Annotated in this window: 19 protein-coding genes and 1 pseudogene; 12 read left to right on the top strand and 8 right to left on the bottom strand. The window is 47.4% G+C overall.

What is annotated here, in order from left to right; translation table 11 throughout:
• Window positions 1-344 (top strand): annotated as a pseudogene (locus PJF56_RS12200) (hypothetical protein); the annotation flags it as partial.
• An 88-nt stretch (window positions 345-432) separates the two neighbouring features.
• Here the strand turns inward: PJF56_RS12200 and PJF56_RS12195 are convergent.
• From PJF56_RS12195 to PJF56_RS12175, 5 genes are all read right to left on the bottom strand, one after another.
• Window positions 433-1,446 (bottom strand): dihydroorotate dehydrogenase-like protein, encoded by a 1,014-nt coding sequence (locus tag PJF56_RS12195; protein ID WP_283762951.1) that lies wholly within the window; start codon window positions 1,444-1,446, stop codon window positions 433-435.
• Between the two features lie 145 nt (window positions 1,447-1,591).
• Entirely contained in the window at window positions 1,592-5,134 is a 3,543-nt protein-coding gene (nifJ, locus tag PJF56_RS12190; protein ID WP_283762950.1) for a pyruvate:ferredoxin (flavodoxin) oxidoreductase, read from the bottom strand.
• 293 nt (window positions 5,135-5,427) lie between these two features.
• Complete coding sequence (locus PJF56_RS12185; protein WP_283762949.1) at window positions 5,428-5,661, bottom strand: HypC/HybG/HupF family hydrogenase formation chaperone; 234 nt, start codon at window positions 5,659-5,661, stop codon at window positions 5,428-5,430.
• Between the two features lie 283 nt (window positions 5,662-5,944).
• Entirely contained in the window at window positions 5,945-7,237 is a 1,293-nt protein-coding gene (locus PJF56_RS12180) for a DNA-processing protein DprA (RefSeq protein WP_283762948.1), read from the bottom strand.
• A gap of 18 nt (window positions 7,238-7,255) precedes the next feature.
• The gene (locus tag PJF56_RS12175) at window positions 7,256-9,349 is read right to left on the bottom strand and encodes a RecQ family ATP-dependent DNA helicase (protein ID WP_283762947.1); all 2,094 of its coding nucleotides are present in this window, start codon (window positions 9,347-9,349) and stop codon (window positions 7,256-7,258) included.
• A 400-nt stretch (window positions 9,350-9,749) separates the two neighbouring features.
• Here PJF56_RS12175 and PJF56_RS12170 point away from each other — a divergent pair, with 400 nt between their 5' ends.
• From PJF56_RS12170 to PJF56_RS12135, 8 genes are all read left to right on the top strand, one after another.
• Window positions 9,750-10,844, top strand: a complete 1,095-nt coding sequence (locus tag PJF56_RS12170; RefSeq protein ID WP_283762946.1) for an RNA polymerase sigma factor — start codon at window positions 9,750-9,752, stop codon at window positions 10,842-10,844.
• A 640-nt stretch (window positions 10,845-11,484) separates the two neighbouring features.
• The gene (locus PJF56_RS12165; RefSeq protein WP_283762945.1) at window positions 11,485-11,622 is read left to right on the top strand and encodes a hypothetical protein; all 138 of its coding nucleotides are present in this window, start codon (window positions 11,485-11,487) and stop codon (window positions 11,620-11,622) included.
• Window positions 11,623-11,738: 116 nt separating this feature from the next.
• Window positions 11,739-12,065, top strand: a complete 327-nt coding sequence (locus PJF56_RS12160) for a PEP-CTERM sorting domain-containing protein (RefSeq protein ID WP_283762944.1) — start codon at window positions 11,739-11,741, stop codon at window positions 12,063-12,065.
• A gap of 339 nt (window positions 12,066-12,404) precedes the next feature.
• Window positions 12,405-14,756 carry a transporter substrate-binding domain-containing protein gene (locus PJF56_RS12155; protein WP_283762943.1) on the top strand — a complete coding sequence of 784 codons (2,352 nt, stop codon included), beginning with the start codon at window positions 12,405-12,407 and terminating at the stop codon, window positions 14,754-14,756.
• A gap of 846 nt (window positions 14,757-15,602) precedes the next feature.
• Window positions 15,603-17,366, top strand: coding sequence for an ABC transporter ATP-binding protein (locus PJF56_RS12150; protein ID WP_283762942.1), 1,764 nt, complete (start codon window positions 15,603-15,605; stop codon window positions 17,364-17,366).
• Between the two features lie 741 nt (window positions 17,367-18,107).
• Window positions 18,108-18,263, top strand: coding sequence for a hypothetical protein (locus PJF56_RS12145; RefSeq protein WP_283762941.1), 156 nt, complete (start codon window positions 18,108-18,110; stop codon window positions 18,261-18,263).
• A complete protein-coding gene (locus tag PJF56_RS12140) occupies window positions 18,260-18,742 on the top strand; it encodes a PIN domain-containing protein (RefSeq protein ID WP_283762940.1) in 483 nt (160 codons plus the stop codon). The genes PJF56_RS12145 and PJF56_RS12140 overlap by 4 nt, the downstream gene beginning before the upstream one ends.
• Entirely contained in the window at window positions 18,729-18,917 is a 189-nt protein-coding gene (locus tag PJF56_RS12135) for a hypothetical protein (protein WP_283762939.1), read from the top strand. The genes PJF56_RS12140 and PJF56_RS12135 overlap by 14 nt, the downstream gene beginning before the upstream one ends.
• Window positions 18,918-19,014: 97 nt before the next feature.
• Here PJF56_RS12135 and PJF56_RS12130 read toward each other — a convergent pair whose 3' ends face one another.
• Window positions 19,015-19,527: an REP-associated tyrosine transposase gene (locus tag PJF56_RS12130; RefSeq protein WP_283762938.1), complete on the bottom strand. Its 513-nt coding sequence runs from the start codon at window positions 19,525-19,527 to the stop codon at window positions 19,015-19,017.
• 799 nt (window positions 19,528-20,326) lie between these two features.
• Here PJF56_RS12130 and PJF56_RS12125 point away from each other — a divergent pair.
• Window positions 20,327-22,033 (top strand): 4Fe-4S binding protein, encoded by a 1,707-nt coding sequence (locus PJF56_RS12125; protein WP_283762937.1) that lies wholly within the window; start codon window positions 20,327-20,329, stop codon window positions 22,031-22,033.
• 45 nt (window positions 22,034-22,078) lie between these two features.
• Here the strand turns inward: PJF56_RS12125 and PJF56_RS12120 are convergent, their stop codons facing one another.
• A complete protein-coding gene (locus PJF56_RS12120; RefSeq protein ID WP_283762936.1) occupies window positions 22,079-22,522 on the bottom strand; it encodes a rhodanese-like domain-containing protein in 444 nt (147 codons plus the stop codon).
• A gap of 127 nt (window positions 22,523-22,649) precedes the next feature.
• Here PJF56_RS12120 and PJF56_RS12115 point away from each other — a divergent pair, with 127 nt between their 5' ends.
• Window positions 22,650-23,351: a ComF family protein gene (locus PJF56_RS12115; RefSeq protein ID WP_283762935.1), complete on the top strand. Its 702-nt coding sequence runs from the start codon at window positions 22,650-22,652 to the stop codon at window positions 23,349-23,351.
• A gap of 38 nt (window positions 23,352-23,389) precedes the next feature.
• A complete protein-coding gene (locus PJF56_RS12110; RefSeq protein ID WP_283762934.1) occupies window positions 23,390-24,046 on the top strand; it encodes a response regulator in 657 nt (218 codons plus the stop codon).
• Window positions 24,047-24,097: 51 nt separating this feature from the next.
• Here the strand turns inward: PJF56_RS12110 and PJF56_RS12105 are convergent, their stop codons facing one another.
• Window positions 24,098-24,289, bottom strand: a complete 192-nt coding sequence (locus PJF56_RS12105; protein WP_283762933.1) for a hypothetical protein — start codon at window positions 24,287-24,289, stop codon at window positions 24,098-24,100.
• Window positions 24,290-24,614: the final 325 nt, after the last annotated feature.

Raw genomic sequence — 24,614 nt, 5'->3', positions numbered from 1 at the left:
TGACTGAATCGAGATTCTGGTTTCCAGAATTAGAATTAGGACTGGGATTATGGTTCGGGAAATACCATGGATTAAAGCGACAATGGTTACGCTGGTATGATGCCCAGGGCAATTGGATACCCACGCCAGAGGAAGTGGCGGGTATTGCCCAGCAACAGGCGGGTATTGCCCAGCAACAGGCCGATCTTGCCCAGCAAGAAGCTCAGATAGCTAACCAACGAGCTAACCGTGCTGAACGGGCCCAGCAAGCCGCTATTCCTCGGCTGTTGAGTATGGGTTTGAGTACCGAGCAAGTTGCTGAAGCCTTGGGATTATCGGTTGAAGAGGTGAGTCAGTGGGAATGATGCAGCGCTTTGCGCTAGGCACAAGGCAAGAGGCGAAAGGTTTGATATCAAGTAGGGGCGGAAAAATGTTTCGCCCCTACCGGGTGAACTAGACTAAACTGTGGGTCGGATTATAAGAGGTAATCGCCCGCATATATTGGGCCCGTTCGTAGGCGGACTCATCCTCACAATGGAGTTGAGACATAGAACCCTGCATTTGCTTGACGGACTCATAGCCATGTTCTTCCATCCAATGGTTAATTTCTTCTTCCATCACTTGGATATGGCCAATGCCATGACGCAACAGAGTTGAGCAAACCTGGGTCACTGATGCGCCAGCCATGAGGAGTTTAATCACATCATGACCCCGTTGTACCCCACTGGTGGCCGCGAGATCGCAGCGATCGATGCGACCATAGAGAATGGCGATCCAACGCATGGGTAAGCGCAAGTCATGGGTACTGCTGAGGACAGAACCGACTTCCATTTCTAAATCTTCGGGGTTAATATCCGGTTGCAGGAAGCGGTTAAATAGGACTAACCCATCGGCTCCGGTTTCGCTAAACCGTTTGGCCATGTTGGCCATGTTGCTGAAAAAGGGACTCAGTTTGAGGGCAACGGGAATGGTGACTTCTTTTTTGACTTCGCTGAGGGTGTCGATGTAGTTTTGTTCTACCTGTGCGCCGGTCATATTGAAGTCTGTGGGCACATAATAGATGTTTAACTCGATCGCATCTGCGCCCGCGTCTTGCATCAGTTTGGCATATTCCACCCAACCGCCAGAAGAAAAGCCGTTGAGACTGGCAATAATGGGAATATTGACGGCTGCTTTGGCTTGGCGAATGTGTTTTAAGTACAATTCTGGGCCGACGTGAAATTCATCGGGTTCGGGGAAATAGGAGAGAGCTTCGGCGAAGCTTTCTGTGCCATATTCCAGGTGATGGTGGAGTTCAAATTTTTCCCGCAAGAGTTGTTCTTCAAAGAGGGAATGGAGAACAACAGCAGCAGCACCGGCATCTTCGAGGCTTTTGATGGTGTCGATGTCTTCCGAGAGCGGTAGGGCTGCACTGGGAACGATGGGCGATCGCAGATTGAGACCTAAATAAGTAGTGGTTAAATCCATGGTATTACGAATGGGTAATGGGTAATGGGTGGGGAATGGGGGAATGGGGGAGTGGGGGAATGGGGGAATGGGGGAGTAATAGAAATCTTCGTGTCCCCGTGTCCCCGTGTCCCCGTGTCTCCGCGTCCTCTCACTCCAAGGGGAGCTATTCTTCCGAGTTCAGGCTCCGTTCGGCGAGATATTTGTACATTTCCCACCGGGTATTGACATCCTGCTGGGCTTCTTTCAGGAGGCGTTTTGCGTCTTCCGGTTTGGTTTTGGTCAACATCTTGAACCGGTTTTCGGCGTACATGGATTCTTTAACGCCTTTCTTGGGCGATTTTGAATCCAACTGTAGGGGATTTTCACCCCGTGCTGTGCGTCTGGGATCGTACCGGTAGAGCAACCAGCGCCCGCTTTCGACAATGGCTTTCTGATGGCTCATGGCGGTGGTCATATTAATACCATGGGCGATACAGTGGGAGTAGGCAATAATCATGGAGGGGCCGTCATAGGCTTCGGCTTCTAGGAAGACTTTCAGGGTATGCTCATCTCGCGCCCCCAGAGCCACGGAACCGACGTAGATATTGCCGTAGGTCATGGCAATTAGACCTAAATCTTTCTTGGGCGCGGGTTTACCACCGGCAGCGAATTTGGCCACGGCTCCTCTGGGGGTGGCTTTAGAAGATTGACCGCCGGTATTGGAGTATACTTCTGTATCCATGACCAACACATTCACATTGCGCCCGGATGCCAGCACATGGTCTAAACCGCCGTAGCCGATATCATAAGCCCAACCATCACCGCCAACGATCCAGATGGATTTTTTCACCAAATAGTCGGCTAAACTGAGCAATTGCTGCGCGTCGGGGTCGCTATTTCCGGCGAGGATTTCTTTCACTTGGGTCACATATTGCCGTTGTTCGTAAATATCGGCTTCTGTGGCTTGAGTGTTGTTGAGGATTTGACTGACTAGGTTATCCCCTAGGGTTCCAGCGAGTTTTTGCACCAGTTCGCAGGCAAAGCTTTGATGTTTGGAGATGGCTAACTGGAAGCCTAAACCGAATTCGGCGTTATCTTCAAACAGGCTATTAGACCAACTCGGCCCCCGACCTTCGCTGTTGACGGTGTAGGGTGTGGTGGGTAGGTTGCCGCCATAGATGGAGGAACAACCGGTGGCATTGGCGATGACCATGCGATCGCCGAATAACTGGGTCGCTAGTTTAATATAGGGCGTTTCTCCACAACCGGCGCACGCTCCAGAAAACTCAAACAGGGGTTCTTGCCATTGCTGTTGACGAATGCGCTCTAAATTGAGGGAGGAGCGATCGGGATTGGGCAAACCGAGGAAAAAGTCCCAATTTTGGCTCTCTTGTTCCCGCAAGGGGATTTGAGGCTCCATGTTAATCGCCCGTTTGGAGGGCATGGATTTATTCTTGGCTGGGCAGATATCCACACAAACGCCGCATCCGGTGCAGTCTTCGGGAGCGATTTGAATGGTGAATTTTTGTCCAGAAAAGGCCTTATCTTTGACATCAATGGACTTGAAGCTTTCTGGGGCATTGGCTAAGGCACTGGGATCGTAGGCTTTACCGCGAATGGTGGCATGGGGACAAACGGCAATACATTTACCACATTGCACGCATACATCGGGGTCCCAAACGGGAATTTCTTGGGCGACGTTCCGTTTTTCCCATTTCGAGGTTCCGGTGGGATAGGTTCCATCACAGGGGAGCTTGCTAACGGGTAGGGTATCCCCTTGTCGCGCCAGCATTATGCCTTCGACTTCGCGCACGAATTCGGGAGCAGCATCGCCAACGGAGGGCATAATATGCACGGTGCTATTGGCTTGGCCGACGTTGACCTCATAGAGGTTATCGAGGGTTTGATCGACGGCTTTGATGTTGAGTTGGACAATTTCTGAGCCTTTCTTACCGTAGGTTTTTTGGATCGCCTTTTTAATTTGGGCGATCGCCTCATCCCTGGGTAAAATTCCCGCTAAGGCGAAGAAGCAGGTCTGCATAATCGTATTAATGCGACCTCCCATCCCCGTGTCCCGTGCGACCTGGTTGGCATCGATCACATAGAATTTCAGACCTTGGCGCACTATCACTTCTTGGATTTCCAAGGGCAATTGATCCCAGACTTCATCGGGGCCGTAGGGACTATTGAGCAGGAAGACTGCACCAGGAGCCGCCGATCCCAACACCTGGAGTTTTTCCAGGAATGTCCATTGGTGGCAACCCACAAAGTTGGCTTGGGTGATTAGATAGGTGCTGCGAATGGGATCGGGGCCAAACCGCAGGTGAGAGACGGTAACCGCGCCGGATTTCTTGGAGTCGTAAACAAAGTAGCCTTGGGCGTAGTTGTCGGTATCGTCGCCAATAATCTTAATTGAGTTCTTGTTGGCTCCAACTGTACCATCGGAACCTAAGCCGTAGAACATGGCCCGGACGACGCTATCGGGTTCAACGGAGAAGTTAGGATCGTACTCTAGAGAGGTGTTGGTTAAGTCGTCGTTGATGCCAACTGTAAAGTGGTTTTTGGGTGACGCTTGGCTGAGGTTGTCCAAGACGCTCTTCACCATGGCGGGGTTAAATTCTTTGGAGGATAAGCCATAGCGTCCGCCGACAATTTTAGGCGCAGTGCGATCGCTTTCATGGAAAGCGGTGACCACATCTAGATAGAGGGGTTCGCCCGATGCGCCCGGTTCTTTGGTGCGGTCTAAAACGGCGATCGCCTTAACCGTTTCCGGGAGAGCGCCAATAAATTTACTGGCATCCCAGGGGCGATACATGCGAACTTTTAGCACGCCCACTTTTTCCCCTTGAGCCACCAGATAATCAATGGTTTCATGGGCTGCTTCACAGCCGGAACCCATGAGAATGACGACGCGATCGGCATCGGGTGCGCCATGGTATTCGTAGGGTTGATATCTGCGTCCAGTCAGTTCGGCGAACCGATCCATCGCTTTCTGGATTTCATCGGCGCAGACATCATAGAAAGGGTTAACGCTTTCTCTGGCTTGGAAGAAGACATCGGGATTTTGGGCTGTTCCGCGCAGGGCGGGGCGATCGGGGGTTAGGCCGCGCGATCGGTGGTCAAAAACGGTGCGATCGTCAATGATCGCCCGCAAAACACTCTCCTCCAGCAACTCAATCTTCTGCACTTCATGGGAGGTACGGAAACCATCAAAAAAGTGAATAAAAGGCACGCGGGACTTCAGAGAAGCCGCTTGAGCCACCAGCGCTAAATCATGAGCCTCCTGTATCGATGCCGAACACAGCAGAGCGCAACCCGTGGAGCGGGTTGCCATCACATCGGAATGATCCCCGAAAATCGACAGAGCTTGAGCCGCAACCGAGCGAGCCGCCACATGCAAAACCGCCGCCGTCAGTTCCCCTGCAATTTTGTAGAGGTTGGGGATCATCAGCAACAGCCCCTGAGATGCCGTAAAGGTCGTCGTTAAAGACCCCCCCTGTAGCGATCCATGGACTGCCCCTGCCGCTCCCCCTTCACTTTGCATTTCGACCACTGAGGGTACGGTTCCCCATAGGTTGGGCCGCCCCTCCGACATCCAGGCATCGGCCCATTCTCCCATGGGAGATGAAGGGGTAATGGGATAAATGGCAATGACTTCGTTGAGTTTGTACGCAACACGGGCCACTGCCTCGTTGCCGTCTAGTGTTGCATAGTTTTTGGTGTTCATAAGTTTCGAGTCCTTTCGGTCTACGATTGAAGATGAATGGATACAGCTCAGGGCTGCTGACCTTTTTCCCTAGGTTGGGGGTCTTAATTCGAGAGTTAAAACAACCATCCTATTGTTTTTCTCGACTTCATTGATGGGGGTGAAAACTGGCACTCCCCTGAGAGATTCAATTGGGCTAACTCTAGGATCGTGCAGGGATTATTTTTGGGTGATTCGTTGGGTTCCTAGTCCAGTCAATTCTTCTTCGATCATCTAATACCTTCCTAGGGTTTGGACTAGGTTCTTAATCTTATTTAACTGAATGTATTAATTTGTTGTAAATCAGCTAGGGTTTGTTGGGCTTCACTTTGATCGACAATTGACAGGGCAAAACCGACGTGAACCAATACATAGTCATCAATCTGGGCTTCAGGCACATAGGCTAAACTGACTTCTTTGATTACACCTGCAAAGCTAACGCGCCCCGTTTTTGTCAGGGGATCGTCACCAGCGATGCTAATAATTTTTCCGGGCACTGCTAAACACATTTTCCGCCTCTTTAGATTTAATCTTCTTTTAAGCATTCATTAAGATAAATGCTTGTTTGCTAGGATTAGCATATAATCAGCCAATAGCAGGAAAATTCAGGATTGTTTTAAGAAATAGACAAGGAAATAGGGTAGGGTGGGCAGGATACAGCGCTTTGCACTGTTAAGTAATAAGTAATAATGTAGGTTGGGTTTCGTTCCTCAACCCAACTCCAGTCAGAGTGTAAGTTGGGTTTCGCTGTTGTTCAACCCAACCTACGGTTTTAAGCTTGCCAAGCTACTACTATAGATTCAGTATATTCTCTTCAATATTAGCCACATACCGCACCGGTTTCTTAGTTTTTTTCACCTTCCCCTCCTCCTCCGCTCTCTTCAGCCAATCTTGGAGTTGTCCTGGTCTCACCTGCAAACGTTTAACCAGAGACTTGAGATCGAGAGGTTGATATAAGGCTTCCAGAATGAAGGGTAAAACCGCCTCATAAATATCTTGAGGCTTGCTCACCCCATCTTTAGTGACATCATTCGTCAATTGACCTAGATGTGGAGCGCTTTCTTTCTGTTTATTTTCATCCTCTTCTATGGGATGGCTCACGAGCGTCAATTCCTCAGTAGTCGTTTCTAAATTAAACCGTTCTAATTCTTCCTTTAAGGATTGACTCAAAGCAGAAGAAGAAAGGGTTGGAAAAGATTTAGCCCCTTGATGCATTAACTGTTGATTTCCTTCGGGGATAAAATTCTCAACTTTGACAAAAACAGGGACATCCTTAATTTTTTCTAGCGCTTCTTTTGCTCCCGCCCAAGTTCCCCCTTTCTCATAATCAGAAGTGACCACCAACGCATAATCCGCTAAACTATAAATATATTTATTTCGACCCATCGCATTACCCACATGAAAGCCAGCATCGGGATCGTAAGGAGAAATTAAGGTTAATCTTCCTTCAGCAATAGAGCTACGATATTTTTTATTCAGAGCCGTCTTAATTAAACTATCGGCCAAAACGCCAAGGACAGTTCCTGATTCTTGTAAAGCTCCCAACATTGAGGCTTGATCGATCCCCCGCGCTCCACCAGAAATCACTTGAATATGTTGGTGAGCGCAGATCTTGGTTATTTGATGAGTATAATTAATTTCTTCTTGACTAACATTACGAGATCCGACAATTGCCAGACCTCCTTTTTCCAATAAATCCTGTTGTCCCACTCCATACAAAATGGGGGGAGACTTTTGTTTTAATCTTTCCTTAAAACGCTGAGGATAGTTAGGATCGCCCCGTCCCACTATCCATAATCCTTGCTGAGTCCATTTTTCTACAGATAAACTCAACAAAAATCCTCTTTCTAGTAAAGCATCAATGCGAGAATTATCCAGCTTGTAAATAGCTGCGTTTTGGAGCTTTTCCTTACCCATTGAATCGAGCAAATCGCCAGGACGCATTTTATTTTCCTTAAGCCACCCGACTACAGCATTGTATTCACTCAACTTTAACGGCTGAGGAAAAGAAACCCGATCTTCGCCAAAACTGGCACAGAGGAGTAAAATGGCTTGAGTATCTAATGAAAGTAAATGAGATTCCATAATTCTATAATCAGCTCTCTAAAAAGAATTTAAGGCTAAAGCTAGGGGAAACACCGCACCACTTCCGGCACGTTTTAAGAGCGCCGAAATTACAGTAAATGTCCAACGAGAATCTACAATATCATCAACAAGGAATACTGGCCCACCAAGTCCTGACCAAGTGTCGATTGTAAATACACCGTCTAAGTTATGGGCTTGTTGATAACTGTTATTCATCTCTTTTTGTTCTTTGTTCTGTCGCACTTTTCGCACCACGGGTACAAACGGTACATTGAGCTGGTGAGCCAATCTTTGGGCAAAATTGGGAACCAGTTCTGGACGCTTCAAAGAAGGAACACAAGTTACCCAAGTGGGAAAAGGTTGGGGTCGCCAGTATTGAATCATCTCTAATACACCCTGCACTAAGCTATCATCAAAATGCCGATCTTGATACTTACCTTTTCTGACGAGTTCTCCCCATACTGCGTCTTCCCAAAGAGATAAGGATCTTCCCGGTTCTGGTATTAAGGTTTTTTGAATGTTACCCGAAAAATTATAGCTTGATAAAGCTTGAGCTTTCCATTGTTTTCGCGGTTCAATTACAAGATGGTTACGGCGCAAAAAGTGCAACGCTTGATTGAGTAATTCTCTGGGGTAAGTTTCCGGGATTAAGGCTTGACCTAAGCAGGCAGCACATTGACCGCAGGGCGTTGTATGAAAATCATCTAATGCTTGAGCGAGAAATACCATCAGGCATTGTTGACTATTCATGTAATCTTGCATTTGAGCTTGTTCGGCGCGGCGAATTTGGGTTAATTGGGCAATTTTTTCGCGGTTGGGTTGATAGTTGATGGCTGTGGGGGTAGCATACCACTGGGAACCGCGTTTAGTGACTGGTGCAGGGGATTCTAAAGAGAGGAGTTTTAAGACTTTATCAATTTGTTTTCTAGCCAGATTGGAGTATTGTTCGATTTGAGTTAGAGATAAACCATGTTCAGCCTGATTGAGGACGTTCAAAACTTGTTGGTTATGGGCTTCTGGAGGAAAGGCTGTGTCAATAAAATAGTCGGTGATTTCGTCATCTTCTTCACCACTTAAAAGAATGCCATAGGCTTGCTCTACTGCTCTTCCGGCTCGTCCGACTTGTTGATAGTAATGGACGACTGAACCGGGGCGCTGGTAATGAATGACAAATCCTAAATCGGGTTTATCAAAACCCATGCCTAAAGCGGTGGTGGCGACTAAGGCTTTGATTTGGTTGTTGAGCAGTCGATCTTCTAAATTTTCCCGTTGTTGATTAGTTAACCCAGCATGATAGGCTTGAGCATGGATGTTTTGGGTTGTTAACCATTCAGCGACGCGATCGGCATCTCTAACGGTTAATGCATAAATAATGCCGCTTCCGGGTAAGTAAGGAAGATATTGGGCTAACCATGCCATTCTCGCGGCTTGACTGGGAAGATAAATGTTTTGTAGTTTTAAGCTTTTGCGGGTGAGGGTTCCTCTGGATAGTTGTAAATTTGTCCCTAATTGATGTTTAATGTCGTTAACTACGCGGTTGTTGGCTGTGGCGGTAGTGGCGAGGGTGGGAATGTTGGGAGGTAGGGCTTGCAAAATGCGGACAATGCGCCGATAATCTGGGCGAAAATCATGTCCCCAGTCGGAAATACAGTGGGCTTCATCGACAACAAATAAGCCGATTTTTTGAGAGATGGGTAAGAGGATGGTTTCTCGAAATGCTTGGTTGGCGAGTCGTTCGGGAGAGATGAGTAAGATATCAATGTTTCCTGTGAGTAATTCAGTTGTTACTGATTCCCATTCTTCTGGGTTGCTGGAGTTAATGGTAGCAGCTTTGATGTTAATTCTGGAGGCGGCGGCGATTTGATTTCGCATGAGGGCAAGTAGGGGAGAAATGAGGAGGGTGGGGCCATTTCCTCGATCGCGTAGAAGTCGAGTTGCGAGAAAATAGACTAGACTTTTGCCCCAACCGGTGCGTTGTACTACGAGCAGACGAGCTTGATTTTCGACTAGGGTTTCAATGGCTTCCCATTGTCCCTCTCTAAATTCTGCTACAGGGTTATTGAGGGCAATGCGTAGAAAGTTTAAGGCTTGTTGTCTGAGTTGATTAGGCATATGAATATACAACTTGAAGAGGTGGAATCACGTCATAAGTTCGTTGTTATTATAACGCTGCTGGCGATCGGACTTTAATTCCGATGTCAAGTTTGTCTCTTTCGTCTGCCTCAAAATCGAGCTAGTTTTAGATTAACCTTAATCAGGCTAGAAGCCTGAACTACTGTCTACTGTTTAATAGCCACACCAAAATACTCGATTCCATGTTTGGTGCTTGACTCCACTAATGTCCATGGCACTTCTGCCAAGACTTTTTAATTTTGACAGTGACTTGGGTTCTTGACGACAGCAAACCTGGATATTAGAATCAGAGGTAACAAAATTGCAAACAGAGAATTGAGAAAACCGGGGTGTCTAGCTTAATTTTTTTGTATCCGAAAGGAGACGAGGAGTTACAAAGATGCTAGATAGGCACAAAAGAACTGTAGGTATTGATTCGGTGTTTTGGCGGGAGTGGCAACAGCATCAAGGCTGTCTCTACCGTTGCTGCCTCCGACGGATGAGAGGCAACCAAACGGAGGCGGAAGATGTTCTGGGTATGGCTATGCTTAGGGCTAGGGAGGGTTGGCGAACCAGCAGCAAACCTATTAATAATGTGAAGGCGTGGTTGGTCAGATTGGTGAATAATCTTTGCACGAACCTGCTTAAAAAGCGCGATCGCCTATTTTCCTGTGAAGCTAAGGAAGAGCTATGGGTTAGCCAGGAAGAAGAACCAGATCTTGCCGCTACGCGGCAAGATCTCGAATTTTTTTTTGAGGGAGAGGTAAATAATTTATCTCCCAAGTTGCGGGAGACTTTTTTTCTCTACTGGAAGGAGGAGCTGTCTTACAAGGAGATAGCCGAACGGTTGGCGATTTCTCAGGGGACTGCCCGCAAGCGGGTTTCTAATGCCAGGGCCATTTTGCGAGAGCGATGGAACGAGTATGAGGGAGTGGCAGAGGACTCTGGTTCTTCGTTGGCAACGGATGTGGAAGAGACGAGTGCGGATGGGTTGTCGGTGGGGGAACCGGCCTCTAGTAGGTTGGATGAAGCGAAACGGAACCCAACAAGGGTTAATCCAGCAGAACTGAGGCCAAAAGAAGAACTCCAACGGCCATTTCTGTCGTTGCCGAGGGGAGAGCAATCTCAAAGGCCCAAACTTTGTTCCTTGTGCGTAAGTCCCGAACCCTGGCTCAAATCTAAATTGCGATGGAGTAAGTTGGCCTTGATTCTTCGACCCCAGGCAGTCGGGGCTATCTTTGCCAATGCAAGGTTATCGCTTCGGATTAAGAATAGATATCAATTTGAATTGCCCGGGAGATGGGTCTGGTGCTATTTTGCGTCAGGCCAGATTGGACGCGGGAAAAAAAGGTTAATCGGTAAGGGGCGATCGGTATTTGGTGGAACCCAGCTTCTTTCTCTGCCTTTCAGGGGGCCTTGGGTTCCGGTTCCCAGCAGCTTACCTACGGAAAAAATGGCCCTGTTATCGGGAAAATGGCCCTGTCGTTCTCCTTAAGAAAGAAATTTCTCTATTTTGAGGCAGAAAAGTTCACAAACTGCCACCCAAAACTGTCTTATTAATAGATGGAACAAATTCTATCTATTGGCCTTGACGAAAATTTGGGTACTGTCATTGCGAGAGGGGGTCGCGCCAAATAATGGCGTTCATTTGAGCGTTAACGCTCCCCCCGTGGCAATCTCTGAGATTGCTACTCTGCGAGAAGGCTTCGCCTACGGCTGGCTTAACCAGTTTCTCTCTTGAGTTAACGAGGTTAACGAGTGTTTGCCGCCGCCTCGCAATGACAACAGAGGCCCCATTGTGTTCTACTCACATCTTGCACCATTCTCAATTAGACCCGATCGCCCGCCAGGGATTAAAATCCCTGGCTAATAGCGCAAGTCGGTTAAAACCGACTGAAAGCAGTTGTAGGTTGGGTGGAAAGGAGTGGAACCCAACACCATTGATTTAGGGTCTCCAACGGCCAACCTACGGGGAAAATGGCCTTGTCACCTTCCTCAAAAAAGAAATTTCTCTATTTTGAGGCGGAAAAGTTCACAAACTGCCACCCAAAACTGTCTTATTAAATAGAAGGAGCGATGAAGTCAATCCTACTTTTTTGTTGAATTGTTCAAAATTGTTGATGAGGTCAGAAATAATGTTGGTTAAGACTGCTCAAAAATTGTGTGCGGCTTTGACTTTGGGAATGACAATGGCGATCGCCTCTCCTCTCAAGTCTGTTGCTGCTCCTTTATCATGGGAAATCACCTGGGATGATTTGTATCCTAATATGTAGTATTTTCCTTTGAGGGTGAGGATCTTGACGAGAACGGAATAATTGAAACCCGAAGTGGTGAAGTCCTATCCTTTGAGCTTGCTGGATTAGAGGAGCTAGGAGGAGGAGCGATCGATTTGGATTACTTATGGTTTGATTTATCTAGGGAGGAGTTGCATTTGTTGTCTGTTTCAAGCGATCGGTTTAACTTGTTCAGGGATTTCGGACTATTCTCGACATTGAATGACTTTGAGAATACATACGACAACATCTCTTTCTCCGATCCAGTTGTGGCGGCGGTGGTGGCGGAGCAGCCAAGCCCCGCTCCAGCAGTTCCTCCTCAAGCGATAGAGACTGAAATCGAGGGGACGGAGATGGTCTCTGTCCCAGAGCCTAGCCTAATACTAGGTTTTATTACAGTGGGCGGTTTAATGCTGGGAAGCAGAAAAAAGGCAAAAGCCTAACTGTTTGAACGCCCACCTTGTCACAACCCAAATGAGTAGGGAAGTTCTATGGAACATCCCTACTTAAGTAAGGACAAGGGTGAGAGTTGTAGGTTGGGTGGAACGGAGTGGAACCCAACACCATTGATTTAGGGTTTCCAACAGCCAACCTACGGGGAAAATGGCCTTGTGGCCTTGCTCAAAAAAGAAATTTCTCTATTTTGAGGCAAAAAAGTTCACAAACTGCCACCCAAAACAGTCTTATTAATAGAAGAAGCGATGAAGTTAATCCTATCTATTGGCCCTTAGCAGTGCATCTGTTGTTGTTACCTACTTATTTCATTTTTCGTTAACCGCATCATGGCAAATCCCATAGCTCCTACAAATCTTCAATATGTTAACTCCCCAGAAATGCTAGAGCCTTCCTGGGAAGCGATCGCTAACTCTCACGGAACCCTCGCCGATCCTTTAACTGGCGAACCCCTGTTTTCTGCTGCTGCCATGCCTTCAGACCTGGTGGCCTTCGATGAAAATGCCTACCTGGAACAAAACCCCGACGTAGCGGAGGCCGTGGCCCGAGGCTCGCTTGCCAGCGGTTACGACCATTGGGTGAGGTTTGGTTTAGCCGAAGGGCGGATGCCACAAATTCCTTTTAACGAGAGCTTTTATCTCGACTTTAACCCCGACGTAGCGGAGGCCGTGGCTGACGGCGATTTTGCTAGCGGTTTGCAACATTACCTTAACTTTGGCGCTGCGGAAGGTCGCGCCCCTGTCGGTAGCGCTACCCGGGAGGGTTCTTTCCTCCAAGAGGTTTTAGACCGAGGCTTTTTGCGGGTGGCGGTCTATGACGATGCCGTTGGTTTTAGTAACCGAGAAGCGGACGGGTCTTTTAGTGGCATTGGCATTGATTTTAGTCGGGCCATTGCCAATGCTTTATTTGGCAATCCTGATGCGATCGAATATGTGGTTGTCGAAGCGGGACAAGACTTTAATGCGGTTGCTAATGGTGCCGCAGATATCGCCGCCACTTTGCCCGCTCATTCGGTTCTCCGCGATGCCAGTTTAGGAGTGGATTATTCCCCGACCGTGTTCTTCGATACCCAAGGGGTAATGGTGCGAGGGAACAGTGGCATTAGTTCGGTGGAACAATTGCCAGGAACTACTATTGGGGTATTGGCTGGAACTCGCTCTCAGCAAAACTTAGAAGATGCGGCGCAACGAGCGAGAGTAACTCTAAATATCCAAACTTTTTCCTCTCAAGATGACCTCTTTGCTGCTTATGATGCGGGGCAAATTGGGGCAGTTTCGATGAATCGTGGGGCGCTGGCTTCGCGGATTCCCACCTTATCTAATCCGGGGAATCAAGTGATTTTAGAGGAGAATCTGGGTAAAGAACCGTTAGCATTGATTTTCCCGGAAAACCAGTCAGAATTTGCCGATGTAGTCCGCTGGGTAGTTAACGCGCCCATTCAAGCGGAAGTTTTTGGCATCAACTCCCAGAATGTGAATGAATTTCTCAATGGCAATACCGACATTAAGCGGTTCTTGGGAGTAGAAGGAAATTTAGGCGAATCCCTGGGAATCTCCAATGACTTCGCCCGGAAAATCATCCAACAAATCGGCAACTACGAAGAGATTTACAATCGCAACTTCGACGAAACGGCGTTACCCCGCAATCTCAACGAACTGATGTTTGTGGAACCAGAAGGTCAGCTATTTTATCCGCCCTTTTCCGGTAGCGATACAATCAGCGTGCCCTTGGTGGATAACGATAACCGCAACATTTTGCAGGAAGTTTTAGACCGAGGTTTCGTGCGCGTCGGGGTGAGAAATGAGGCTCCCGGACTGGGTTTTGCCGATGCCAACGGCAACTTAACCGGCTTCGATGTGGATTTGGGGCGGGCCGTAGCAGCAGCGGTATTTGGCGACCCCAATGCTGTGGAGTTCGTGGTTCAGACATCCGCCGCCCAGCGCTTCAGCGATGTTGCCAACGGCATTGTGGATATTACCAGTCGCAACACCACCCACAACCTCAAGCGGGATGCCCTGTTGGGAGTCGATTATGCCCCGATTAATTCTTACGACGCTCAATTTGTAATGGCTCGCAGTGATAGTGGCATTACCTCTTTTGAGCAGCTTGAAGGTCGTCGCATTGGTGTCGGTGCGGGTACGACTTCTGAGACTCGGTTGCGAGAAAGACTGGACTCTCTGGGCGTTAATGCGGAAATCGTCACCTCTACTAACTTCCAAACTCTATTTGATAGTTACATTAACGGCGAACTCGATGTCATAACTGGCGATGGAACCTTGATTCTCTCTAGTCTTCTGAGTTTACCTCCCGAACAGCAAAACCTGTCGCAGCCGCTGCCCGGAGTCTTGGGAGAGGAACCTTTAGCAATGGTGGTGGATGAAAACCAATCCCAGTGGAAGGATGTGGTTTCTGGGGTGACTTACGCCCTTTATGAAGGGGTAGAACTGGACTTGACTTCAGAGAATGTGGCTGAAGCCGTTAATAGTTTCGACCCAGTTGTGCGCCGCTTTTTGGGCGCGGAAGGAAATATCGGAGCAAGTTTGGGTTTGCCCAATGATTTCGCTTTGAATGCGATTTCCGCTGTGGGCAATTTGAGTGAGATGACAGCCCGGAGTTTTCCCGGTCTTCCGGTTGGCGTTGTCGATACGGAAGACGGTTATGTTTCCATTCCTTTTGCTTGATTTTGTGCCGTCGGGGGAATTTATAACTCTCCCCTGACCACAATAACTACTGTAGATTTACTGTCAATTCATTGGAGTCGTGACATGATGCTGGTGCCAACCCCTACTCATCTTTCATCTTTCTTTAAAAGCGCGATTTTCAATCAGCAATCAATCCCATTAAGTACAGGTAATCCTCCTGTAAAACGGACTACTAAACTGAAAAATTATGCAAAAATAGGGAAATTGCAACGACAAAATGAATGTGGAGTTTATCAAGGCAATCAATACCACAGAAACTTTCAACCTCAAAATAAAATCCTAAAATCTCTTTAAGAGACAATGAAACTAGCCAAGAAATAAAACGGCACGATGCCATTATTTCGCGTCACTCTAAACCATCTCTAACCGAAGGATAAAGCACCATGAAAATTCCAATTCAGGCGGGACACGTCCCGCGTTAAGCGGAGTAAATGTTCTGCAAATAAACCCATACAAAACAAAAAGGAGGTGATGATTAATATGTTTTTTTTCTTCTGGCGGCGTTGGTAATTAAAGCATCATAATACTTCTTTCCGTCAATTAATCTTTTTCGTTCAATCCCGTGATTAATTGCAATGGAAAAGAACTGGGGTGAGCCTCTCTCACCCTACTGACTCAAAAGTAGGATGGGCAACGCTCATCCTACTGATTGAGAAAATATCGAAACACCTAGCCCTCAAAGGCATAAAAGCATCGGCAGTTCACCGAAATCCAGGAGATCGGATTTTGAGTTTGCTTTAGTAATAGCGTGAGCATTGCCCACCGTCGGGATTAGACCCACGAAGATGGCAGTCTAAATTTTTGCCAACAGCATTTACACCAACCATGCAGCAGCTTACTTGGTTTATCAAAACCATCGCTAAATATATCGGCCCCTACAAATGGCAAGTTATTCTTATGTTTTGCTGCATTATTTTTAATGCGGCCTTTGATTCTGTATCGAGAGTCAGCTTAAAATTTCTGGTTGATGCAGCAATTATCCCTCAAAATTACCGACTTTTAGTTTTAATCATATCCCTACTTTGTATTGGGGCAATTCTTTACATTGCCATTGGCTTGCTGGGTAATTTTTTAGGAGCCAGATTGGGAATTATTATTACTAACAATATTCGCCGCTCTCTATTCGAGCATCTCCAGGGTCTGTCAATGGAGTTTTTTGGACGACGTTCAGCCGGAGATATTCTTAAATGTATCATTTCCGACGTAAAAACTGTAGAAGATGGTTTAATCTCGGCGGGGCTAACCGTGGTGGTTATGGCAATGAGCAACATCCTCTTTTCTACGGTTTTCCTCTTCTTACTCAACTGGCAGTTAGCCACTTTGACGTTGATGGGTATTACCCTCTGTGTTATTGCTCCTGCACCCATTGCCCAAATCGCTACTGCCAAAGGTTATCATGTGCTGCAAAAAGAAGGAGAAATTTCCAGTCTCCTCGAAGAAAATATTCTCTCTCAATCTGTGGTCAAACTGTTTGGCATGGAGACTCGCGCTTCTCAAGAGTTTGACCGTGAGTTGAATGACTTGCAGCGAATTTATGTTCGGGCAATGTTTTTGTCCTACTTAGTACAAAGAATTCCCCTCATTCTCTTTGTTCTCACCCAGCTTGCCATCCTCAGTATCGGTTCGGTGATGACCTACAACAATTATATTTCTGTAGGGACTCTCGTTTCCTATCAAGTTTTGCTCCTCAATTTAAACCTCTATATTCTTGCCCTAGCCAGTTCGATTCCGATTTTTATTGATGGTGTAGCTGCCCTGCGACGCATCACGGATATTTTCTCAGAAACGCCCACAGTGCAAGAGTCACCGGATGCAGTTGCATTGCCGCATTTTTCCCAGGAAATTTGCTTTGATACTGTCACTTTTAACTACTCTACCGAGAGAGTCGGAGTTAAAAACTTATCCCTGAAAATTCGTCACGGCGAGTATGTGATGTTTGTCGGGCAGAGTGGGGCTGGGAAAAGCACGATTGTTAACTTACTGACGCGCTTTTATGACCCCGACAAAGGGAGCATTTTGTTGGATGGAATCGATTTACGCCATGCCACTTTGCGTTCCCTGCGCTCTCAAATCGGACTGGTTTCTCAGGAGGTGATTTTATTTAACACTTCCATCCGAGAAAATATCCGCATGGGTGATTTAGAAGCCAGCGATGCACAAGTAGAAGCCGCCGCCAAAGCAGCCGAAATTCACAATTTTATCTTAACTTTACCCCAAGGTTACGAGACCCGGGTTGGCGACAGGGGCGGACAACTATCGGGGGGACAACGGCAAAGAATCGCCCTAGCGAGAGCGTTGGTGAGAGATCCGGCAATTCTGATTCTCGACGAAGCCACATCTGCCCTGGATGTGGCGACGGAAGCGGGAATTCTCGCGACTATCGATCGCATCGCCCAAAAGCGCACGGTAATAGTCATCACCCACCGCATCGCCCAAGCCTTGCGTGCGGATAAAATCTTTGTTCTGGAACATGGCAGCATTACCGCATCGGGACACCATACGGATTTGGTGGAACGAGAAGGACTCTATGCCACCCTGTGGCAACAGGGTCATCAAACTTCTCACTCCCCCAAACTTCCTCTATCCTAACTACTAGTTAGGTAGGGTGCGTTACGGCGACAATAAACCTTCGTGCGCCACCAGAAAAGGGAAATCGCCGTAACGCACCGCCTCCACATTTCCACCATCACGGTCATTTATAAAATCATCATCACATCATCCCAATTTCACAAACACCCAGAAATAATATGTTTTTCTGGGTCGGTTTTGTCTGTGTAAAACCAATATTTATTAATGGAATTTTTCGGTGGGGGTGGTGCGTTACGGCGATGTCAATATTTGCGTCAAAACCCATCATGTATTCCCGCCGTAACACACCCTACCGGGGGCGATCCCATCATAGGTAGGGTGTGTTATGCGGTCAGAAAATGTCAATGGTGACAAATCAATGATATTTCCGCATAACGCACCATTCCAAATCGCGCGACACCATCATAGGTAGGGTGTGTTATGCGGTCAGAAAATGTGAATGGTGACAAATCAATGATATTTCCGCATAACGCACCATTCCAAATCGCGCGATACCATCATAGGTAGGGTGTGTTATGCGGCCAGAAAATGCGAATGGTGACAAATCAATGATATTTCCGCATAACGCACCATTCCAAATCGCGCGACACCATCATAGGTAGGGTGTGTTATGCGGCCAGAAAATGTTAATGGCGACAAATCAATGATATTTCCGCATAACGCACCATTTCAAATCGCTGGTTGTAACAGATGTAGTTTGCCAAATTATGCGATAATTATTATTCTCATTCTTTTGTGCTAATGTCATCACAATTTGCTGCCCGGACTTCCGTTGAAGCTGTCGAAGAAGGAATGCTATTGGCTCCTAAGTTTGACCCCAATGGATTCATCCCCGCGATCGCTACGGATGCTGCAACCGGCAAAGCAGAATTGCAGATCGTTCGAGGTGAGCCATGAGCCAGACCTATGTCATTTATGCTGATATCTGTTGCCTCAACCGTCCACTGGATGACTTGCAACAATCAAGAGTCAAACTTGAAGCTGAAGCAATGCTGTCTATCCTCCAAAAATGCGAAGATCGAGAGTGGTTACTACTCAGTAGTGATGCAATTCGGTTTGAAATCGCCAGAAATACCGATTCATCCAAGCAAGAACAGCTAGAAGCTACCTTATCCATTGCTCAAACCCATCTCTCCTCCACGCCAGAAATTGAAGCTTCTGCCCAGGAGTTGATGCAGCTAGGATTTAAGCTCTACGATGCCTTGCATTTGGCATTTGCCCAGTCACCGTCCGTCGATATTTTTCTGACTACCGACGATCGACTTCTGCGAAAAGCCAAGCAATATCCTGAAATAGTCACTATCCCGGTTGAAAATCCGGTTGTTTGGTTGATGAACCGATTACAAGAGGAAAATACAAACCATGAAACAAGCTGAAATTAGAAAAAATGGCTACAAAGCTCTGGTTGATTCGCTCGGAGTCGTTGGTATGTTGCGCTTCCTTCAGCAACTCGAAGTTGGCAGCGGTGACTACACGCTGGAACGGCATCAAGCAAGCGTTCCCACCCTTGAAGAATTTCAACAATTTACCCATACAGTCTCTAAGCCTTAATATAACGAGATGGTGCGTGACGCGGGTATTTGACAAATCTGACAACCCGCCAAATTTCCTGGCGCGTCACACACCCTACCGGGATTTTTAATTGAAATTACTGGCCCCAATCGGGGGGATAAATGCCTTGTTGAATAAACCGATGAATGGTTGACCACGGCCAATCTGTCGGCGATTTACATAACCCATGTTTCACCGGGTTAATATGAATATAATCGCAATAGGCGGCAAATTCTTGTTCGTCCCGTACCCGATGTTCCCAAAACCGCCGTTGCCATAAATTTCGTTCCCGACGGGATTGGCGCGATCGCGTTGTTTTCGTCTCCAAATTCAAGCGATCGCCGATCGCTCTGGTTACATGGCTTTTGACCAAACGCATTCGGGTTGAAAAATCCCCATCGTTTTCCGGTAGCGTCCACAGACAATGAAAATGGTCGGGTAATAAGACAAAAGCATCGATTTGAAACGGACGTTTACGGCGAACCGTTTCGATCGCCTGTCGCAACGCTACCCTAGCCATATCGTCGCACAGCCAGGACTGGCGATCGCAGGTCACCTGTGTAAAAAAATAGGTTGCCCCCTGCCAATATTCTCGCCGATATTCTGCCATTGTAATCCGTCGAAAATTGCGATCGTATTATTATGATAGATAAATGGTACGTTTGGATTGTCGAACAGGTAGGGTGTGTTATGCGGTCAGAAAATGTGAACCGTCACAAATCAATGGCATTTCCGCATAACGCACCATCCATAATTACGCGATCGGCCAATTTGAATCATCGCACCATGCAAATGATATCAATATCTGGGATGTGGTGCGTTGCGGCGATGTGGATATTTGGGTGAAAATTGTGGTGTATTCCCGCCGCAACACACCCTACCGGGGGCGACACCATCATAGGTAGGGTGTGTTATGCGGTCAGAAAATGTGAATGGTGACAAATCAATGATATTTCCGCATAACGCACCGTCCACGGAACGCCGAATTCAATGTTGGGTTGAATTCACATATTTATTCATGGGGTTTGTTGGTGGGGGTGGTGCGTTGCGGCAAGGTTAATATTTGTCGTAAAAACCGATGATTTATCGATGCCGCAACACACCCTACCGGGGTTTTGGGAAACCCCACAAACCATTTCGGGTAGGGTGTGTGACGCGCCAGGAAATTTGGCGGGTTGTCAGATTTGTGAAATACCCGCGTCACGCACCATCTCGTTATATTAAGGCTTTGAACATTTTTCTTGTTTAAGTCCCGATAACCGATCGCCTAGTTCTTTGGAACTAGACCGCTCTAGTCCTTTTGTGAAGGGAGGGTTAGTGCTAGTGTGAGGTGGATTTGGGTGTTTAGAGTCAGGTCATTCCCTAGCTGTGTTTCCTAGGATGGAAGCAAGTTCAAGGAGGTACTGACGATGTTACAGAATGTTCCTGAGAAACAGATGAGAAGGGTGCGATCGCTGCTGGCGATCGCCTGGTTGCTCTTAATTGCATCTTTGATATACGACCCCATTTCACCCCTGTTAACCCATCCAGACACCCACTGGAGCTTACTGCGTCTCGATCCGAGGGTATTCGATCCGCAACGGTGTCATGAGGTGGTAACGGTGCAAGGACAGTGTTTTATTGAGCGTCCCTATGCGATCGCCACCCGACTCTTTTGGGGAGTCATTATCGGTGCAGTCATCTGTATCGTTTTTCTCTTCGGTCATGAAAGTTGGCGCAGAATTTGCCCCCTCTCCTTCTTTTCCCAACTGCCCCGTTTATCGGGTATTCAACGGCAAAAACAAATCACCAATCCTCGTACGGGTAAAATCCGTTTAGAAGGAGTAAAAATTGACTCCAATTCTTGGCTCGGTCGCCATCATATCCTCTTTCAATTCGGGTTTCTCTTTGTTGGTTTATGCCTGAGAATGTTATTTTTAGACTCCCATCGTCTGCTGTTAGCCGCTTTTCTGAGTGCCACCATTCTGGCTAGTATCATTGTCGGCTATTTATTCGCCGGTAAAACCTGGTGTCAATACATTTGCCCCATGGGCCCCATTGAAGTCTTTTACACCGGCCCCAGGGCATTATGGGGCAGTCCAGCCCATGAAAAAACCACGTCTAAAATTACCCAATCCATGTGTCGAACAATGGATGAAACCGGGAAAGAAAAAAGTGCTTGTGTTGCCTGTAAATCCGCCTGTTTTGACATTGACGCAGAACGCAGTTATTGGGACTCTTTGCAGAAATCAGAGCGCAAGTTTTTCCATTATGGCTATGTGGGCTTGGTAATTGCATTTTATTTGTATTACATTTTATATGCTGGAGATTTAGACTACTTTTACTCTGGGGCTTGGACTCACGACACAGAACAAGTGCAAAGACTGTTTACCCCTGGTTTTCACCTGTTTAATATCCCTATTCCGATTCCCCGATTGATTGCTGTTCCTCTGACCTTTGCAGCATTCACTTTCGGGAGTTATGGGAGCTTGTGTCGGCTGGAAAAAGCCTATAAAGCCTATTGTCTACACCACGATCGAGAATTTTCGGCGGCAAAAGTCCGTCATCATGTGTTTTCCTTGTCTACCTTTGTGACGTTTAACTTTCTGTTTTCCGTGGGAACCCATTCTACCTTAGAATTATTTCCAGAATGGCTAGAATGGAGTCTTCAAGCTCTGGTTCCGCTTTTAAGTGCTGCCTGGTTGTATCGCACGTGGAATCGTTCCTTAAGTCTGTATCATAAGGAAAGTGTGGCGAGTAGTTTGCGCCGACAATTGAGTAAATTAGAGTTTGATTTTACGGAGTTTCTGGAAGGACGTTCTCTGGAGGATTTGAAAGCGGAAGAAGTGTATGTTTTGGCTAAGGTGCTGCCGGGATTTAGTCAGGAGTCTAAGGTGCGGGTTTATGAAGGAATTTTGCGGGAAATGTTGGAGAAGAAGATGACAGGTTCTCAGGAGTCTTTGGAGTTGTTGACTCAGGTGCGGGTGTCGTTGGGAATTGAGGAGGAGGTGCATTTTAGGCTGCTGTCTGAGTTGGGAGAAACGTATCTAGAGCTGTTGTATGGCGATCGCCCGTTAATGCCGATGTCGAGTTTATCCACTTCAAGTGACAGCGCTTTCCTTGCGTCGCGGACATGAAACGCGCGGCAGAAGGGTAATAGGCTGAGAGGTTGGGTACTACGATTAAAAAAGGTTGGCTTCTGTGGTTGGGGGGATGGTTTTGCGCCAGGCTTGAATGCCTCCCTCTAGACTCACCGCTTCAATACCCGCTTGTTCGAGGATCTGTTGAGCTTTACCGGAGCGAAACCCGGAGAAGCAATAAAGGATGACAAGGCGATCGCCGGCTAATTGACGAATTTTCTCAATCTCTTCTCCCGATTCAATTTCTGCCAGGGGAATTAAGGGACTCTCCCCAATGCGATCTTGGGCGTATTCTTGAGGGGTGCGGACATCGATAAAGAGGGCGTGTTCGGCTAAGGTTCCCGGTGTTTGAGCCACCAGTTGCTTCACCTGAGTCACACTCATTTCGGCGATCGCCTCTTGGCTGTTACCGGGAAGGGCACATCCGGCGATCGCAGCACTTAAATATAAAGCAGATAGAACTAGAATCCAGCGTTTCCCTTTCATAACATTAACTCTCAATCTCAATATCTTGTTATAACAGGCGATCGCGCGACTCAGGATTATTTTAATCGATGCATCTAGGAAAAAGGGGAAAATCAGGAGAAAATAGACCAGAATTAAGGTAACTTTTATGGGATTTTGGACTGAAATCACCGATAGTCTTCTCAATCTATTTTTGCGCTCGAATTGTCCCCTGTGCGATCGCCCCACAGATGGGGATATATTGTGTTCCTCCTGCGGGCGCTCCTTACGTCAATTGCAATTTTGCCCGTCCCGTCGCCATCTCTATACTTGCCCCTCCTCTCCTATCCCCGTTTGGGTTTGGGGCAAATACCAAGGACAGCTCAAACGGGCGATCGCCCGCTTAAAATATGACAACCATCCCGAAATTGCCCGCCCCTTGGGACAATGGTTGGGGGAAGCCTGGAGCGCTACAGGGGTTTCTAAGCAGGCTTCTCCCCTCGTCATCCCCATTCCCCTACATCAGGACAAACTCAAACAACGGGGATTTAACCAAGCCGAGCGCCTAGCCGCCAGTTTTTGCCAAGTTACAGGCTTTCCTTTATCTGCAAACGGCCTGATTCGCTCTCGTCCAACCGAAGCCCAATTTGGTAAAAGCGCCGATCAACGTCGTGTTAATCTTAAAGATGCCTTTACCGTCAACCCAGCTCGAATTTCCCGGTATCCATCCTCCCCTGTGCTATTGTTGGACGATATCTATACCACAGGGGCAACGGTGCAATCCGCAACCGAAGCTTTGCGTCATCAGGGGATATCCGTTTATGGTGTAGTGGCGATCGCCACCACATCCGTCACCCAACCTCCAGTTTAACCTTTTCTCCCTTAGTCATTATCGAGCGCCATTACATTATGTCTGCTGCCCCAGAACACCCGACCCCCTTAAGGGTTCTCATTGTTGAAGACGACCCCATGATGCAACTCGGCTTAGAACAAACCCTCACCGAATTTCCCCACTTGGAAATTATCGGTCAAGCCGAAGACGGTTATCTAGGGGTGCAAGCAGCCCAAAAATTGCAGCCCGATCTCGTCGTCATGGATATTGGTTTACCTCGCTTAGATGGCATTGCCGCCACCCAACAAATTAAAGCACAACTCCCCCAAACACGGGTGGTGATGCTCACCTCCCATACCACCGAAAATGAAATTATTGCCGCCCTCTCTAGTGGGGCCGATGCCTATTGTATTAAAGGAGCCAATGTAGACCGACTCTTGGCCGCCATTTCTGCGGCCCAGGAAGGTGCAACCTATCTTGACCCACAAATTGCCCGCCAAGTGATTAGTCATCTCAAGCCCCCCACTCCCCAGGGCAATATTGCCAATTTATCAGAGCGGGAGTCAGAGGTACTCAAGTTAATGGTAGAAGGATACAGCAATCCCCAAATTGCCGAGCAACTCTACCTCAGTCCCAATACGGTTAAAACCCATGTACGGGGGATTATGAATAAATTAGCCGTCGATGACCGGGTACAAGTGGCGGTTAAGGCGTTGCGAGAAGGGTTGGTGTAGGGATGTAATCGCCCCTCTGCTGGTCATCGGTCTCAGGGATTTCTAAACTATCTAAGCCTCTCGATTCTTTTCTGTTAATCCTAATCCGGCCACTTCCATCAGCAGAGCAGTACCGGCCAATCCAGGGGGGACACTTTTGAGACTCAGCAGTCCGGAAGCCACACAGCCGCCACCGATTAGAAAGAGAGCCACGCCACCGGAGACTAATCCTTGGGCAACTTTGGTTTGGAGTTCAGGTTTCATACAGTTTTTTAAGTTTCTTGTCGATTGTGGGCAACTTTGAGGGATCTAATGTTAAGCAATGATAAGTCTTTTTCAGCGTTTTGTCATCTCATGGATGGATTCACCTTGAGAAAGATCGAGCAAGATCGTCAACTCGACCTTACAGAGTGACTCTCAAAGTTATTAACTTTTGTCATGAGTGCGATCGTAAATTCTGAATTTTATCCTCTTTTGACCGCGATCAAACGGATGACCGGTCTAAAGTTAGATACCCTTAATAAGATAGTCCTTAGATATTCTACTAGGGGCGATCTCGATTCTCACCCACTTCCAATCAGCAACAGCT

The sequence above is a fragment of the Roseofilum halophilum BLCC-M91 genome (genome assembly GCF_030068445.1).
GTDB classification, from domain to species: Bacteria; Cyanobacteriota; Cyanobacteriia; order Cyanobacteriales; family Desertifilaceae; genus Roseofilum; species Roseofilum halophilum.
The sequence above is the reverse complement of the archived record's forward strand: the minus strand, read 5'-3'. Positions and strand labels throughout refer to the sequence as shown.